General features: G+C 72.7%; 15 protein-coding genes. 7 read left to right on the forward strand and 8 right to left on the reverse strand.

The window, feature by feature from the left end:
• The first annotated feature begins 169 nt into the window (after positions 1 to 169).
• The gene (locus ACQRUO_RS08900; RefSeq protein WP_428315206.1) at positions 170 to 799 is read left to right on the forward strand and encodes a TetR family transcriptional regulator; all 630 of its coding nucleotides are present in this window, start codon (positions 170 to 172) and stop codon (positions 797 to 799) included.
• A 64-nt stretch (positions 800 to 863) separates the two neighbouring features.
• On the opposite strand, the gene ACQRUO_RS08905 is transcribed toward ACQRUO_RS08900, so the two are convergent.
• The 5 genes from ACQRUO_RS08905 to ACQRUO_RS08925 all read right to left on the reverse strand — a co-directional run bounded on the left by ACQRUO_RS08905 (position 864) and on the right by ACQRUO_RS08925 (position 6,575).
• Positions 864 to 1,727 carry a class II fructose-bisphosphate aldolase gene (locus ACQRUO_RS08905; protein WP_428315207.1) on the reverse strand — a complete coding sequence of 288 codons (864 nt, stop codon included), beginning with the start codon at positions 1,725 to 1,727 and terminating at the stop codon, positions 864 to 866.
• On the reverse strand, positions 1,718 to 2,662 hold the full coding sequence (locus ACQRUO_RS08910) for a 1-phosphofructokinase family hexose kinase (RefSeq protein WP_428315208.1): 945 nt from the start codon (positions 2,660 to 2,662) through the stop codon (positions 1,718 to 1,720). The genes ACQRUO_RS08905 and ACQRUO_RS08910 overlap by 10 nt, the downstream gene beginning before the upstream one ends.
• Entirely contained in the window at positions 2,659 to 3,600 is a 942-nt protein-coding gene (locus ACQRUO_RS08915) for an ROK family protein (protein ID WP_428315209.1), read from the reverse strand. The genes ACQRUO_RS08910 and ACQRUO_RS08915 overlap by 4 nt, the downstream gene beginning before the upstream one ends.
• The gene (locus tag ACQRUO_RS08920; RefSeq protein ID WP_428315210.1) at positions 3,597 to 4,475 is read right to left on the reverse strand and encodes an SIS domain-containing protein; all 879 of its coding nucleotides are present in this window, start codon (positions 4,473 to 4,475) and stop codon (positions 3,597 to 3,599) included. The genes ACQRUO_RS08915 and ACQRUO_RS08920 overlap by 4 nt, the downstream gene beginning before the upstream one ends.
• A gap of 90 nt (positions 4,476 to 4,565) precedes the next feature.
• Positions 4,566 to 6,575 (reverse strand): ricin-type beta-trefoil lectin domain protein, encoded by a 2,010-nt coding sequence (locus ACQRUO_RS08925; protein ID WP_428315211.1) that lies wholly within the window; start codon positions 6,573 to 6,575, stop codon positions 4,566 to 4,568.
• Between the two features lie 299 nt (positions 6,576 to 6,874).
• On the opposite strand from ACQRUO_RS08925, the gene ACQRUO_RS08930 reads away from it, so the two are divergent.
• The 3 genes from ACQRUO_RS08930 to ACQRUO_RS08940 are packed head-to-tail and all read left to right on the forward strand — an operon-like array spanning position 6,875 to position 9,995.
• Entirely contained in the window at positions 6,875 to 8,131 is a 1,257-nt protein-coding gene (locus ACQRUO_RS08930) for an extracellular solute-binding protein (protein ID WP_428315212.1), read from the forward strand.
• A gap of 59 nt (positions 8,132 to 8,190) precedes the next feature.
• Positions 8,191 to 9,147: a carbohydrate ABC transporter permease gene (locus ACQRUO_RS08935; RefSeq protein ID WP_428315213.1), complete on the forward strand. Its 957-nt coding sequence runs from the start codon at positions 8,191 to 8,193 to the stop codon at positions 9,145 to 9,147.
• Entirely contained in the window at positions 9,144 to 9,995 is an 852-nt protein-coding gene (locus ACQRUO_RS08940; RefSeq protein ID WP_428315214.1) for a carbohydrate ABC transporter permease, read from the forward strand. Before ACQRUO_RS08935 ends, ACQRUO_RS08940 begins: the two co-directional genes overlap by 4 nt.
• 5 nt (positions 9,996 to 10,000) lie before the next feature.
• On the opposite strand, the gene ACQRUO_RS08945 is transcribed toward ACQRUO_RS08940, so the two are convergent.
• The 3 genes from ACQRUO_RS08945 to ACQRUO_RS08955 form a co-directional block, all read right to left on the reverse strand.
• Positions 10,001 to 11,107, reverse strand: a complete 1,107-nt coding sequence (locus ACQRUO_RS08945; protein WP_428315215.1) for a M20 family metallopeptidase — start codon at positions 11,105 to 11,107, stop codon at positions 10,001 to 10,003.
• 34 nt (positions 11,108 to 11,141) lie between these two features.
• Entirely contained in the window at positions 11,142 to 11,276 is a 135-nt protein-coding gene (locus ACQRUO_RS08950; protein WP_428315216.1) for a DUF6126 family protein, read from the reverse strand.
• Between the two features lie 159 nt (positions 11,277 to 11,435).
• A complete protein-coding gene (locus tag ACQRUO_RS08955) occupies positions 11,436 to 11,822 on the reverse strand; it encodes an ArsR/SmtB family transcription factor (RefSeq protein WP_428315217.1) in 387 nt (128 codons plus the stop codon).
• Between the two features lie 278 nt (positions 11,823 to 12,100).
• Between ACQRUO_RS08955 and ACQRUO_RS08960 the strand changes: the two genes are divergently transcribed.
• The 3 genes from ACQRUO_RS08960 to ACQRUO_RS08970 all read left to right on the forward strand — a co-directional run bounded on the left by ACQRUO_RS08960 (position 12,101) and on the right by ACQRUO_RS08970 (position 14,137).
• Positions 12,101 to 12,760: a hypothetical protein gene (locus tag ACQRUO_RS08960; RefSeq protein WP_428315218.1), complete on the forward strand. Its 660-nt coding sequence runs from the start codon at positions 12,101 to 12,103 to the stop codon at positions 12,758 to 12,760.
• Between the two features lie 219 nt (positions 12,761 to 12,979).
• Positions 12,980 to 13,405: a hypothetical protein gene (locus ACQRUO_RS08965; RefSeq protein WP_428315219.1), complete on the forward strand. Its 426-nt coding sequence runs from the start codon at positions 12,980 to 12,982 to the stop codon at positions 13,403 to 13,405.
• Between the two features lie 147 nt (positions 13,406 to 13,552).
• On the forward strand, positions 13,553 to 14,137 hold the full coding sequence (locus ACQRUO_RS08970; protein ID WP_428315220.1) for an exonuclease domain-containing protein: 585 nt from the start codon (positions 13,553 to 13,555) through the stop codon (positions 14,135 to 14,137).
• Positions 14,138 to 14,199: the final 62 nt, after the last annotated feature.

Here is a 14,199-nt window from a genome sequence, read left to right on the forward strand (position 1 = left end):
CGGCGTTGGGCGCCCGGCTGGGCGTGCCGGCGGATCGTCCTCGTACTGGGTCGTACTTGGATGATTCGCCGGTGCGTCCGTGGGGGCACCTCCCGGCCGAAGGCTGGGGGAGGGATGCCCGGCGTCGCGCGCCCGGCGGGAATCGTCAGCCAGGCCCTAGAGTGCTCGGGTGAGTACTCGTGGTCCACGTGGTCCCTATGCGAAGAGTGCGGCGCGGCGGCAGCTGATCCTGGAGGCCGCCTTGGCGGCCTACGCGGAGGCCGGCAGCCGGGGCGTCTCGGTCCGGGACATCGCCGAGCGGGTCGGGCTGACCGACGCCGGCGTCCTGCACCACTTCGGTGGGCGGGAGGCGCTGCTCACCGCGGTCCTGGAGGCCCGGGACGTCGTCGCCGCGCAGAAGTTCGGCGAGGAGGCGGCGCTCTGGCACGCCGAGATGCTGACCGAGAACGCCGGCACGCCCGGCCTGGTCAAGCTGTTCGTGGACCTGTCCGCCGCCGCGGCCGAGCCCGGGCACCCGGCGCACGAGTTCTTCACCGAGCGTTACCAGGTGCTGCGGCGGCGCTACGCGAACGCGTTCGCGGCCGGCCGCCCGGCCGATCAGCCGTCGGCCGCACCCGGCGCCGCCGCCGACCCGGACTGGGCCGCCCGGGTGCTGATCGCCGCGACCGACGGGCTCCAGCAGCAGTGGCTGCTCGACCCGTCGATCGACATGGCCGGTGACATCGCCAGGCTCCGCGACGTGCTGCTGGAGGCGCTGGAGCGGTCGGCTGCTGCGCCGAGGGAGCAGCCGACCGGGTAGCGGGCGCGCTCCGGACCGGGCGCAGGCACGGCCCCCGGCCCCGGCACCCGTGCCGGCAGGCCGCTCAGCAGCCGTGCGCGGCAGGGACCCCGGTCGCCGCGTCCAGGACGCCGACCAGCCGGGCGACCTCGGCGGCCATGGCCGAGCGGCCGGCGCCGAGGTAGCGTCGGGTGTCGACCAGCCGCCGGTCCGCGCCGAGGGCTTCGCGGACGGCAGCGGTGAAGACCTGGTTGAGGTGCGTGGCGATGTTGACCTTGGTCATGCCGTGCCGCACCGCCGCCGCCAGGTGCTCGTCCGCGACGCCCGAGGAGCCGTGCAGCACCAGCGGCACCGGAACGGCGGCGCGCAGCGCGGCGATCAGCTCGAAGTCGAGCGCGGCGTCGCGGGTGAGCATGGCGTGCGAGGTGCCGACGGCGACGGCGAGCGCGTCCACACCCGTGGCGGCCACGAAGGCGACCGCCTCCTCCGGGACGGTCCGCGCCCCGGGCGCGTGCACGCCGTCCTTGCCGCCGACCTCGCCGAGCTCGGCCTCCACCCAGACGGCCGCGTCGTGGCAGCGGGCGACGACCTCGGCGGTGGTCCGGACGTTGTCGTCGTACTCGCACACGGAGGCGTCGAACATCACCGAGGTGAAGCCGAGGTCGACGGCCTCGCGGACCAGGTCCGCGGAGGTGGCGTGGTCGAGGTGGACCGCCACCGGGACCGCCGCGGCCTCGGCGGCGGCGAGCACGGCGGTGCCGATGGGGGAGAGCGCACCGTGGTAGCGGACGGCGTTCTCGCTGAGCTGCAGGATCACCGGGGCGCCGGCGGCCTCGGCGCCGGCCACGACGGCCTGGGCGTGCTCGAGCTGGATGACGTTGAACGCGCCGACCCCCCGCCGCTCGCCGGCGGCTCGGGCGACGATCTCGCCGGTTCCGGTCAGGGGCATGGGGTGTCTCCTTCGTACGGGGGGAGGGGCTCGACCGTCACCTGCGGGAGCAGGCGGCGGTGCAGTTCGGGGTCGAAGTCGCCGGCCAGCGGGGCGGCGACGGCGGCGGCCGACAGGGCGACCGCCTGGGTGAGCCGGTCGGGCCACGGGGTGCCGGAGACCAGGCCGAGGGTGAGGGCCGCCACGGCGGCGTCCCCGGCGCCGGTGGGATTGCCGGCGACTCCGTGCGGCGGCCCGGCCCGCCAACAGCCGTGCGGGGTGTGGGCGATCAGGCCCTGCGGTCCGAGCGAGGCGACCACCGCCCCGGCGCCGGCCGTGCGCAGGGCCTCCGCGCCGGCCCGCGGATCGGCCCGTCCGACCGCGGCGGCGAGTTCGTCGCCGTTGGGCTTGACGAGGGCGGGGCCGGCGCCGAGAGCGGCGAGCAGAGCCGGCCCGGCGGTGTCGAGCACGGCGGGGACCCGGTGGGCGCGAGCGCGGTGGATCAGCTCGGCGTACGCGTCGTGCCGCAGGCCGCCGGGCAGGCTGCCGGAGAGCACCACGGCCGCCGCCCGGGTGACCAGCTGCTCGAAGCGGTCGAGGAACCGCTCCCATTCGGCGCCGGTGACCATCGGCCCCGGCTCCAGCAGGACGGTGGTGTCGCCCTGCTGCTCGTCGAAGACGGCGACGGTGCGGCGGCTCTCGCCGGTGATCGGGACCAGCTCGTCCGCGATCCCGGCGGCTGCCAGGTCGCGGCGGACGGCGGCGCCGGTCGGGCCGCCGGCCAGCCCGGTCACGACGGTCTGGTGGCCGAGTGCGTGCAGTACCCGGGAGACGTTGACGCCCTTGCCGCCCGCGCGGGCGGCGACCGACCGGACCCGGTTGCTCGCGTGCGGGCGCAGCCGGTCGACCCGGTGGGTGAGGTCGAGCGCGGCGTTGAGCGTGACGGTGAGGATCATCCGAGCTTCCCCGGCGTCGGCCTGCGGGACACCGCGGTGCTGGGGGAGGGCCGGAGGTCCTGGGCGAGCAGTCCGGCGCCCAGGCAGCCCGCCTGGTGGCCGAGTCGGGCCGGGACGACCGGGGGCGCGTGCCGGAAGGTCAGGCGCTCGGCCAGCGCGGTGCGCAGCGGGGTGAAGTAGGAGGCCCCGGCCTGCGCCAGGCCGCCGCCGATGACGATCCGTTCGGGGTCGAGCAGGTTGACCGCGGCGGCCAGGCCGTCGGCGAGCGCCTCGACGGCCTCGCGCCAGACCGCGGCGGCGACCGGGTCGCCCGTCCTGGCGATCCCCTGGACGTTCTTGGCGCTGAACCCGTGCTGCCCGGTGGCGCGGGCGTAGCGGCGGGCGATGGCGGTTGCGGAGGCGACCGTCTCCAGGCAGCCCCGGTTGCCACAGGGGCACGCCTCCCCGCCGGGTCGGACCACCAGGTGGCCGAGTTCCCCGGCGAAGCCGTGGGCGCCGTGCAGCGGCTCGCCGTCGAGCACGACGGCGGCGGCGATGCCGGTGCCGACCGGGACGAACAGGAAGGAGCGGCTGCCGCGGCCCGCGCCGAGCCTGGCCTCGGCCAGCCCGCCGGCGCGGACGTCGTGGCCGAAGGCGACCGGGAGCCCGAGCTCCTCCGCGAGCCAGTCGCGCACCGGCACCTGGTGCCAGCCGAGGTTGGGCGCGAAGACGGCCGTGCCCGACGCTTCGTCGACCAGGCCGGGGACCGCGATGCCCGCCGCGACGGGTGCGCACCCGCGGGCGAGCTCGGCGGCGCAGCCGAGGACGGTCTCGATGACGGCGTCCGGCCCGCGTTCGGCACCGGTGGCCCGGCGTTCGGCGTGCACCAGTGAGCCGTCGTCGGCCAGCACCCCGGCCTTGATCTGGGTGCCGCCGACGTCCAGCGCGATGACGGTCACGACGCGGCCAGGATGATCGAGCGGGTGAGGCCCCGCGGCCGGTCGGGGTCGAGGCCACGGACGGTGGCCAGCTCGACTGCGAGGCGCTGGGCCCGGATCAGGTCGGCGAGCGGGTCGAACGGCGCGACCGAGGCGACGGCCCCGGTGGCCCGGACCTGGTCCAGCAGGCCGGCCGGCGGCGCGCCGAAGAACCAGAGCACGCTGTCCGGGCCGGTGACGCTGATCGGTCCGTGCCGGTACTCCATCGCCGGGTAGGACTCCGTCCAGGACCCGGACGCCTCGCGGACCTTGAGGGCCGCCTCGTGGGCGAGGCCGACCGTCCAGCCGGTACCGAGGAAGGTGAACTGGACGGCCTCGGCGGCCCCGCGGGGGAGCGGCGTGAGCAGGGCGCGCTCGGCCTGCTCGGGCAGGTCGGCCGGCAGCAGGCCCAGCTGGGCGCGGAGCAGGACCAGCGCCGTGGTGGCGAAGCGCGTCTGCACCACGGACTTCTCGTCGGCGAACCCCAGGTCGACCACGGTGGCGGCGGCCGAGCTGATCGGCGTGGCCGGGTCCCCGGTGATCGCGACCGTGGGGGTGCCGTCCAGCACGGCCCGCCGCAGGGTGTCCAGCACCTCGGTGGTGGTGCCGGAGCGGCTGATCGCCAGCAGCCGGTCGTAGCGGCGGCCGGCCGGGAACTCCGAGGCCGCGAAGGCGTCCGTCTCGCCGAGGCCCGCGGCCTCCCGCAGGGCGGCGTAGGCCTGGGCGATGTAGAGCGAGGTGCCGCAGCCGATGACGGCCACCCGCTCGCCGGTCGGGGGCAGGCCGTCGGGCGCCAGGCCCATGGCCCGGCGCCAGCATGCGGGCTGGCTGGCGATCTCGTCGGCGACGTACGTCACGGGGTCCTCCTGGAGTGGTGTCCGGTGCGCTCTGCTGCGCGGTGTGCCGGGGGTGCGGGCTCTCCTCCCGCACCCCCGCTGGTCGGGGGCTCAGGCGCCGGGCGGTGCGGCGAAGGGGGCGGCCCAGGTCTGGTTGGTCTGGACGGCGTCGGGGGCGGCGCCGCAGTCGTACAGGTCGACCGGGGTGCCGGGCGTGGTCGTGGTGCCGCTGTAGACGTCGAGGCAGCTGCTGGTGCCGGCCAGCTTCATGTTGCCGTCGCGGTTGTACGTCCAGCTCTGGTACCCGGGTGCGGAACCGCACGGGGCGACGCCGACCCACTGGCCCTGCTGCCCGTTGACCACGCCTGCGCTGGTCGAACTCGGGGCGGTCAGGCAGAGGTTGGTGGTGCCGCTCTGGAGCAGCTGGACGGAGCCGTCGCCGTTCAGCTGCCACTGCTGGTTGCTGCCGCCGGAGCACGGGTAGACGTCGACGGCGGTGCCGGTGGTCCGGGACTGGTAGTTGTCCAGGCAGAGCGAGGCCTTGCCCCAGCTGTCGCGGGAGGCGGTGATCTGGCCGCGCGGGGTGAAGCCGGTGCCGCTCGGCGGGGTGATCTTCAGCATCGCGCTGTCGTGCGGGGCGATGGTGAGCGCGACCGTGCCGGTCGAGCTGCTGGTGCTGTGCGCCCACAGGTCGCGCACGGTGTAGCTGCCGCTGGTGGCGTCGAAGCCGAGGCCGGGCAGGTCGAGCGTGTAGTCGGCGGTGGAGTCGCCCTTGTTGGTCACCACGACGGCGCGGCTGCCGTCGGCGAGCGGCTTGACCACGACGTCGATGCCGCTGCTCGCGGCCGGGGTGCCGTCGCCGTTCGCGCCGCCGCCGAGGACGCGGTAGCCGCCGGCCCCCAGCGGGTCCTGGTCCACCGCGATGACCTCGGAGTTGCCCAGGATGGCGACCGAGTTCTGCAGGTGCGTGGCCGTCGCCGGGTCGGTGGCGGCGAGCGAGGAGATGTACGAGGGCTCGAACTTGCGGGCGTCGGTGGAGATCACCAGGGGAGCGGCGAGGGCGGAGAAGAGCGACATCTGGCTGCGCTCCTCGGCGGTGGTCATGCCGTTGTCGCCGATCAGCAGCATGTCGGCGTCGTTCCAGTTGCCCGGGCCCTGGTAGCGGCTGAGCTCCAGGGAGTTGTCGAAGCTCTGGTAGGCACCGACGTTGTAGGAGGACTGGACGCCCAGCGGCTCGTTCCACGGGTCGGTGGCGGCGTTGTCCTGGTCGTTGTAGATGTCCGGGCCGACCCGCCACAGTTGGCCGAGGCCGCGCACCCAGTCCATGGCCGCGAACTTGGTGGGCCCGTTGCCGTAGGCGGCCGGGGCGGAGATGTCGAACATCACGTTGGGGGCGGCCGTACCCGCGGCGTTGGCGTTGCCGACGGCGGTGGCGAGGTCGCCGGACATCCGGGCGTCGAGCGTCTGCATGGGCTCCTGCTGGCCGCAGTTGTCGTACTTCAGCTCGTCGACTCCCCAGGCGACGAAGGAGTTGGCGTCGTTCTGCTCGTAACCCTCGCTGCCGTTGGGCAGGTTGGGCGAGGTCGGCGGGACGGTGCTGCAGGTGTGGGTGCCGGAGGTCTCGTAGATGCCGAACTTGGCGCCGAGGCCGTGCAGGTAGGCACCGTAGGCGGTCAGGTCGGAGTCGAAGCCGGGCTGCCGGGTGGTGTCGCGGACGTCGGTCTGCCCGCCCCAGTTCTGCGCGCCGTGCAGGTAACCGGAGCTGTTGCGGTACATCCAGCAGTCGTCGACGGTGACCGTCCGGTAGCCCGCGGAGATCAGGCCGGAGTCGGCGAGGGCCTTGGCGTTGTCCTCCATGTACTGCTGGAAGGAGTAGCCGGCCCGGTTCGAGTTGTCCAACGGGGCCTGCGGCGTGCACTGGGCGCGGGCCCAGTTGTTGAACCCCATCGGCGGGGCGGCGGCGAGCGGCCCCTGGGGGTTGGCGGCGGCGGAGAAGTTGGCGGCGCTCTGGTTCACGCCGTCGTTTGCGCTGGCCGGGGTGCTGGTGAGGGGTGAGCCGGCGACGAGCAGCGCGGTGCCCAGCAGGGCGGGCGCGGCCCGGTGAAGGAGGCGTCTGGTCACGGTGGGGGTTCCTTCCGGTACTGATTGAAGCTGCACTAATGAGCGTCCTAATGAGCAGTTTCAATCATGTGTGCGCACAGCTTCGGGGTGGGTGTCCCGCCGCGTCAAGACGTGCGAGGGCATTGGTCGGCCCCGGCGGAACTTCGGCAACGCTTTGGTAACGCCCTCTGGTCCCGCTGGCGCCGGCGCGGCACACTCTCGCCATCGACGCTCACATCTGCTCGAAGTAGCATTGAATCAGTCATCTTCGCGCACAGGTGAGCGCACTCTTCCCCCACCGTTCGAAGGCGGTACCCGCGATGAATCGTCGCTTCCTCGTCCTCTCGGCCGCCGCTGCGGTCGGCGCGCTCGCGCTCTCGGCCTGCGGGTCCGGCGGCGGCTCCGGCTCCTCCGCCGACGGCACCACGACCATCAAGTTCGTCGCGGCGGACTACGGCTCCAACGGGCAGAACCCGAGCCAGGCCTACTGGCAGGGCGTCATCTCCGCCTTCGAGCAGCAGAATCCGAAGATCAAGGTCGACCTGCAGGTGATCAACTGGAACGACATCGACACCCAGGTCAAGACCATGGTGCAGAACGGCAACGAGCCGGACCTGCTGCAGACCGGCGGCTACGCCGACTACGCCAAGGACGGGTTGCTCTACCCCGCGCAGGACGTGCTGTCCGGCTCCACCGCCACCGACTTCCTGCCCACGATGGCCCTCGCCGGCCAGCAGAACGGCACCCAGTACGGCATCCCGTTCGTCTCCAGCGCCCGGATGTTCCTGATCAACAACACCCTGTTCAAGCAGGCCGGCCTGGACCCGACCAAGCCGCCGACCACCTGGGACGAGGTCACCGCCGACGCCACCGCGCTGAAGAAGGCCGGCGTCGAGGTCCCGCTCGGCATCCCGCTGGGCCACGAGGAGGCGCAGGCCGAGTCCTTCATCTGGATGATGGAGAACCACGGCGGCTACCAGGACTCCAGCGGCCAGTACACCATCAACTCACCTGCCAACATTGCGACGTTCACGCAGTTGAAGAGCTGGGCGGACGCCGGCCTGACCGAGCAGAGCCCGGCCTCGGTCAACCGCACCGACCTGCAGAAGGACTTCGCCTCCGGCAAGGTCGGCATGCTCGACGGCTTCCCCGGTCAGCTGGCCGACGTGAAGAACATGGACGTCACCTGGGCCGCGATGCCGAGCAAGGACGGAGTCACCAAGTCCACCCTGGGCGTGGCCGACTGGATGATGGCCTTCAAGAAGGGCGGGCACCAGGAGCAGATCAAGGCCTTCCTCGACTTCGCCTACCGCAAGGAGAACACGGTGAAGTTCGAGAAGGAGTACGACCTGATGCCGGTCACCCAGTCGGCGCTGACCGAGTTCCAGAGCGATCCGGACGAGAAGCCGCTGCAGCCGTTCCTGCAGATCCTGCCCACCGCCACCTTCTACCCGCTCAGCGACCCGACCTGGCCGGCCGTCTCCGCCCAGATCAAGACCCAGATCGGCAGCGCCCTCGGCGACCCGAAGAAGACCCTCGACACGCTGCAGCAGGCCGCCCAGCAGGCCGGACAGTGACGGTCCGTCAGCGTCCGCGTCAGGCAACCCGGCAGGCAACCCGACAGGAAAGCAACCCCGTGTCCCACAGCACCACCCCCGTTCGCCCGCCGGGTCGCGCTGCCCGGCGGGCGGCGCCCGCGGGACCGCCCGCCCGGCGCCGCTCACTGTTCGTCCGGCTCGGCCCGTTGCCGTGGATCGCGCCCGCGGTGCTGCTCATCCTGGCCGTGGTGATCTGGCCGGTGGTCGAGATGGTCAGCACCTCGCTGCGCCGCATCGACACCACCGGCACCGACCACGGCCCCGCCGGCCTGGTCAAGTACCGCAAACTCTTCGCCGATCCGCGGCTGCCCGACGTCCTCACCTGGACCGCGGTGTGGACCATCGCCGTGGTCGCGCTGACCATGCTGCTCTCCCTCGCCCTGGCCCAACTCTTCAACCAGAACTTCCCCGGCCGCCGCCTCACCCGCTGGGCCCTCATCGCCCCCTGGGCCGCCTCGGTGCTGATGACCGCCATCGGCTTCCGCTGGATGCTCGACCAGGTCTCCGGCGTCCTCAACCGCCTGCTGCTCGACCTGCACCTGATCGGCCACGCCCAGGCCTGGCTGGGCGACGCCGGGCACTCCAAGCCCTGGCTGGTCTTCGTCGCGGTCTTCGTCTCCCTGCCGTTCACCACCTACACGCTGCTCGCCGGCCTGCAGACCATCCCCACCGAGGTCTACGAAGCCGCCCACGTCGACGGCGCCACCCCCTGGCAGACCTACCGCAAGGTCACCCTGCCCCTGCTACGCCCCGCCTTCCTCGTCGGCCTGGTGATCAACCTGATCAACGTCTTCAACTCCTTCCCCGTCATCTGGGGCATGACCCAGGGCGGCCCCAACGCCGACACCGCCACCAGCACCGTGTTCATGTACATGCTGCGCAGCTACGACGTCGCCGAGTCCGCCGCCATGTCCGTGGTCAACTTCGCCGTCGTGATCATCATGGTCGCCCTCTTCCTGCTCGTCACCCGCTGGAACCAGGAGGAGACCCGATGACCACCGCCGCTCGCCTGCCGCGGCCCACCCGGCGGCCGCCCGCCCGCACCGTCCTGGTCACCACGGTTGCCTGGGCGCTGGCCGCGCTCTTCCTGCTGCCCTACCTGGAGATGCTGGTCACCGCCGCCCGCCCGGCCGGCCAACTACGCGACAACGCCTACCTCCCCAGCCACTTCGACCTCTCCGCCTTCACCAAGGTCTGGACCGACACCACCCTCGGCCAGAACCTCACCAACAGCCTGCTGATCGCCGCCGGCGCCACCCTGCTGGTCCTGGTCGTCGCCCTGCCCGCCGCCTACTACACCGCCCGGGTCAGCTTCCGCGGCCGCAAGGCCTTCCTGCTCCTGGTCCTGGTCACCCAGATGTTCCAGCCCACCGCCCTGCAGGTCGGCCTCTACCGCGAGTTCTCCACCCTGAACCTGCTCGACACCGTCACCGTCCTGGTGATCGCCAACGCCGCCTTCAACCTGGCCTTCGCCATCTGGATCCTCAGCGCCTACATCGGCTCCATCCCGATCGAGCTGGAAGAAGCCGCCATGATCGACGGCAACAACCGCATCGGCGCACTCTTCCGCGTCACCCTGCCCCTGGCCCTGCCCGGCGTCGTCACCGCCGTCATCTTCACCTTCATCTCGGCCTGGAACGAGTTCATCATGGGCCTGACCCTGACCAACACCCCCGACCGCCAACCCCTCACCGTCGGCATCAACAACATGATCGGCGCCTACAGCGTCCAGTGGAACTACGTCTTCGCCGCCTCCCTGGTCGCCATCGTCCCGGTCATCGTGCTCTTCGCGACCATCGAACGCCACGTGGTCTCAGGCCTCACGGCGGGATCGGTGAAGTAGCGGCTTCAGAACTCGCCGTTCCGGATCGCGTTCACCAGGCCGGCGATCAGCGTCGCCCGCCCGGGCATGGCGTCGACCACCAGGTACTCGTGGTCGGCGTGCGCACCGCCGCCGACCGCGCCCAGGCCGTCGAGGGTCGGCACCCCGAGGGCGGCCGTGAAGTTGCCGTCGCTTCCGCCGCCCACCGCTGTGCCCTCGAGGCCGGGCTGCAGCCGCTGCGCCACCGCGAAGAGCCCGGCCGAGGCCGACCCGGGCATCGGGGGCCGGCCGACGGCTCCCCGGACCGAGACCGCCGCCCCGTCGAGGTGCGGGGCCAGCGCCGCGAACGCGGCCTCGACGCGCTCCTTCTCCTCGGCGGTCTCGACCCGGACGTCCACGAGAACGGTTGCCCCGGCAGGGACGACGTTGTCCGTGGTGCCGGCCGACGCGACGGTGGGGACGACGGTCGTGCCCACCTCGGGGCGCCCGAGCGCCGCGATGTCCAGCACCTGGTGCGCGGCTTCGACCAGGGCGTTGACGCCGGCTTCGGGCTCGAGGCCGGCGTGTGCGGCCCGGCCCGTGACGGTGACCTCGAAGGTGCCGCAGCCCTTGCGGCCCGTCTTCACCGCCCCGCCCTCGGCCGCGCCCTCGACGACCAGGACGGCGCCGCAGGCCAGGGCCCGCTCCTCGATCAGTGCCCGCGAGGAGCCCGAGCCGACCTCCTCGTCACAGGTCACCAGGATCTCGATGCCCGACCGGTCCGCGAGCAGCGCCACTCCGTGCACGGCCTGCACGAGACCGCCCAGCATGTCGAAGACGCCCGGTCCGGTGGCGTGCCCGTGCTCGACCGTGAACGGGCGGCGGGCCAGGGTGCCGAGCGGGAAGACCGTGTCGTGGTGACCGAGGATCAGCACCTTGGGCTCGCCACCCGCGGACCAGTGGACGTGCGGCCCGGCGTCGCTCCCGACGAAGCCGGCCTGCCCGCCGAGGCGGTTCTCCAGCACGGCGGCGACGGCCTTGGCCGACGCGGTCAGGGCGGCGACGTCGCGCGACGGGGACTCGACCTCGACCAGGGTCCGCAGGTCCTCGATCATCGCGGCCAGGTTCACGGGGTCGGCCTTCGGCATCGTCATGCGGCCAACCTAGCGAACGGTCTCGCCTGATCACTCAGTGGCGGTGGCTGCCCAGGAAGAAGAGGAGCATGACGAAGAAGGCGAAGAAGTGCGTGCCGGCGATGTAGATGGCGGCGCGGATGAGCGCGGCTTTGCGCCTGGTCTTCTCGTCGTTGACGGCGTCGCTCACGGTGGCTCCTTGCGCGCGTCCCGGGCGGTGGGCACGGGCCAGCATGTATGAATATGAAGAATTTTTCAAATAGCTGATTGTGCATGTGACCGATCCATGCACGACTGATCCGCTGCGATCAGCACCGGTCAACAGGCGCAGTCCGGCCGGCCGGCTCCGCTACGCCCGGACGTCCGGACTGCCCGCGGCGGGGGTGAGGAGCCCGTCGAGGAGCTCGGCCTGGCCGGTGATGACGCCGCCGAGGATGGCGCGCGCGACCCGCAGCAGCTCGGCGACCTGGGGGCTGGTGAGGCTGTAGTAGACGGTCGAGCCCTCGCGGCGGGAGGTGACGAGCTTGGCCCGGCGCAGCACGGCGAGCTGCTGGGAGAGGTGGGAGGCCTCGACGCCGACCTCGGGCAGCATCTCGGCGACCGCCCGCTCGCGCTCGCTGAGCAGCTCCAGGACCCGGATGCGCACCGGGTGGCCGAGCGTCTTGAAGAACTCCGCCTTCAGCTGGTAGAGCGGCGCACCGACCACGGGAGGCGTGGCGGGGGTCTCGGCGTTCAAGGCGTCACCGTCTCCATCGGGCCCGGACAAGGCGGAACTGTTCAATTACCGACTTTAGCAATCGCGCACAGCCCGCGATCACCCATGGACCGGTCGGTCGACACGCCAGTGATCGCCACTGTCCTGCCGGATGTTGCAGTTGCTAATCTCTGCAAGTTGTCACATGGCTGGCCGACGTGGATGAGGTCTGTGATGGGTCTGCTGCGCAGGATCCGCGACACCGGACGGCGCGGTGTCCGACGTGCTGCCGGTGGACCTCGTCCCCGGGCCGGGGCGCGATGAGCACCGCCCGGTACGCCCAACTGCTCGACCTGGCCTGCGGCGTCTTCCTGCTCGCCGCCGTCCTGGTCCTGTGGCGACGCGAACTCGCCGCCATCATCCGGGTCTTCGCCGTCCAAGGGCTGGCGCTCGCCGCCATCGCCGTCCTGCTCGGCCTTCACCAGCACCGCTGGGACCTGTTCGCGGTCGCGGCCCTCGTCGCGGTCCTGCGCGCCGGCCTGCTCCCGCACCTGGTGCGCCGGGCCCTGGTGGCCGGCGGGGAAGCCCAGAAGACGGCGCCGCTGGCCACCGCCGCCGCCTCGCTGCCGGCCGCCGCCGCGCTCGTCCTGCTCGCCTGGGCCGCCGCCCACCCGCTCACCGAACTCGCGCCCGCGCCCGCCACCCGGGCTCTGCCGGTCGGGTTCGCCGTCGTCCTGATCGGCTGCTTCACCGAGGTCACCCGTCGTCGCGCGCTCTCCCAGGTCGTCGGCTTCCTGCTGATTGACAACGGCATCACCGCCGTCGCCTTCCTCGCCACCTCCTGGGTGCCGCCGATCGTCGAACTCGGCGTCTCCTTCGACGTCCTGTTCGCCGTTCTGGTCCTGCAGCTGCTCACCGTCCGGATCCGCGCGGAGTTCGGCCGCACTGACCTCGACGGCCTGTGGGACCTGCACGACTGACGCAGGGTCCACCAGAAGCAGCCGGCGACCGCAGCCGGGCAGGCCACCAGGTCACCAGGGGCGGCGCGCGCCTCGGGCCGTCGGCCGGGGCGATGCCCGGGGCGGCTGCCCGGCCGCGGGGGGTGATTCGTGAGACCGTGGTATCGGGCCCGGCTGCTCCCGTCCGTGCGGTCGTGCCCCGGGCAGTGGTGGGGCGCCGATGGTGGGTGGGAGGTCCTCGTGCAGCTGGCGTTCGCGGTGCGGGTGCCCCGGACCGGGCCGGCCTTCGCCGAGCTGGTCCTGGAGGTGGGCGCGCGGCAGCATGCCGACCTGGTGCCCGATCTGCTCGACTCCGGCTTCGAGACGGCCATCGGCACCCCGCCCGCGACCACCGCCTCGGTGCAGGTGGTCGACGGGCGGGTGGCGGAGGTGGTCCTGCTGGGCGGCCGGCGCCTGCTGGCGTTCACCTCCTTCGGCGCGAGTGCGCGGTGGCTGGCCGCGGCCCGCGGCCGGGCGGCCGTGGTGGTGATCGTGGTCCCGCCCGGGACCTGGCCGCCCGCCACCGGACCCGACCCGTCGCAGGCCGCGCAGGTCACCGCGGCCTGCGAGGCCGCCCGTGCCGCCGGGCGGGTGCTGCACGGCGTGGCGCGGCTGACCGAGCGCTGAGGGCGGCCAGCACCGGTAGCCCAGCACCGGTAGCCCAGCACCGGTAGCCCAGCGCCGGCGGCCCGGTACCGGCCTGCCGAGAACAACCGGTACCGGCCTGCCGAAAACCAGGTGCCCCACCCGGGGCTCCTCCCTACGCTTCCCGCCATGGACAGCACCTGGACCGACCACCTGGTCAACGTCGTGGACGTCGAAGCCACCTGCTGGGACGGTGCCCAGCCGCCCGGCGCGGTCAGCGAGATCATCGAGATCGGACTGACCGTCATCGACCTGGCGGCCGGCGAGCGCCTGGCCCGGCACCGGATCCTGGTGAAGCCCGTCCGGTCCACGGTCAGCGAGTTCTGCACCGAGCTGACCGGCCTCACCCAGCACGAGGTGGAGCAGGGGGTCGGCTTCGCCCAGGCGTGCCGGCTGCTGGCGGCCGAGCACCGGGCAGGGGCCCGGCCGTGGGTCAGTTGGGGCGACTACGACCGCCACCAGTTCACCCGGCAGTGCCAGGACACCCGCACCCCCTACCCCTTCGGCCGGCACCACACCAACGCCAAGGCGGTCTTCACCGAGGCCTACGGGCTGCGCAAGCGGCCCGGCATGGCGCAGGCCCTGCAACTCGCCGGGCGCCGGCTCGAAGGCCGACACCACCGCGGCGAGGACGACGCCTGGAACATCGCCGCCCTGGTGCTCCACCTGTCCGAACGGGGTGTCTGGCCGGCCACCGTCGAACACCCTGCCTGACGGCCTCAGCCGCCCGCTCCCGCCCCCGGGATCCGCTCCAGCACGCCGCCCGCAGCAGGAGT

This window comes from Kitasatospora sp. LaBMicrA B282 (genome assembly GCF_050325825.1).
Taxonomy (GTDB): Bacteria; Actinomycetota; Actinomycetes; order Streptomycetales; family Streptomycetaceae; genus Kitasatospora.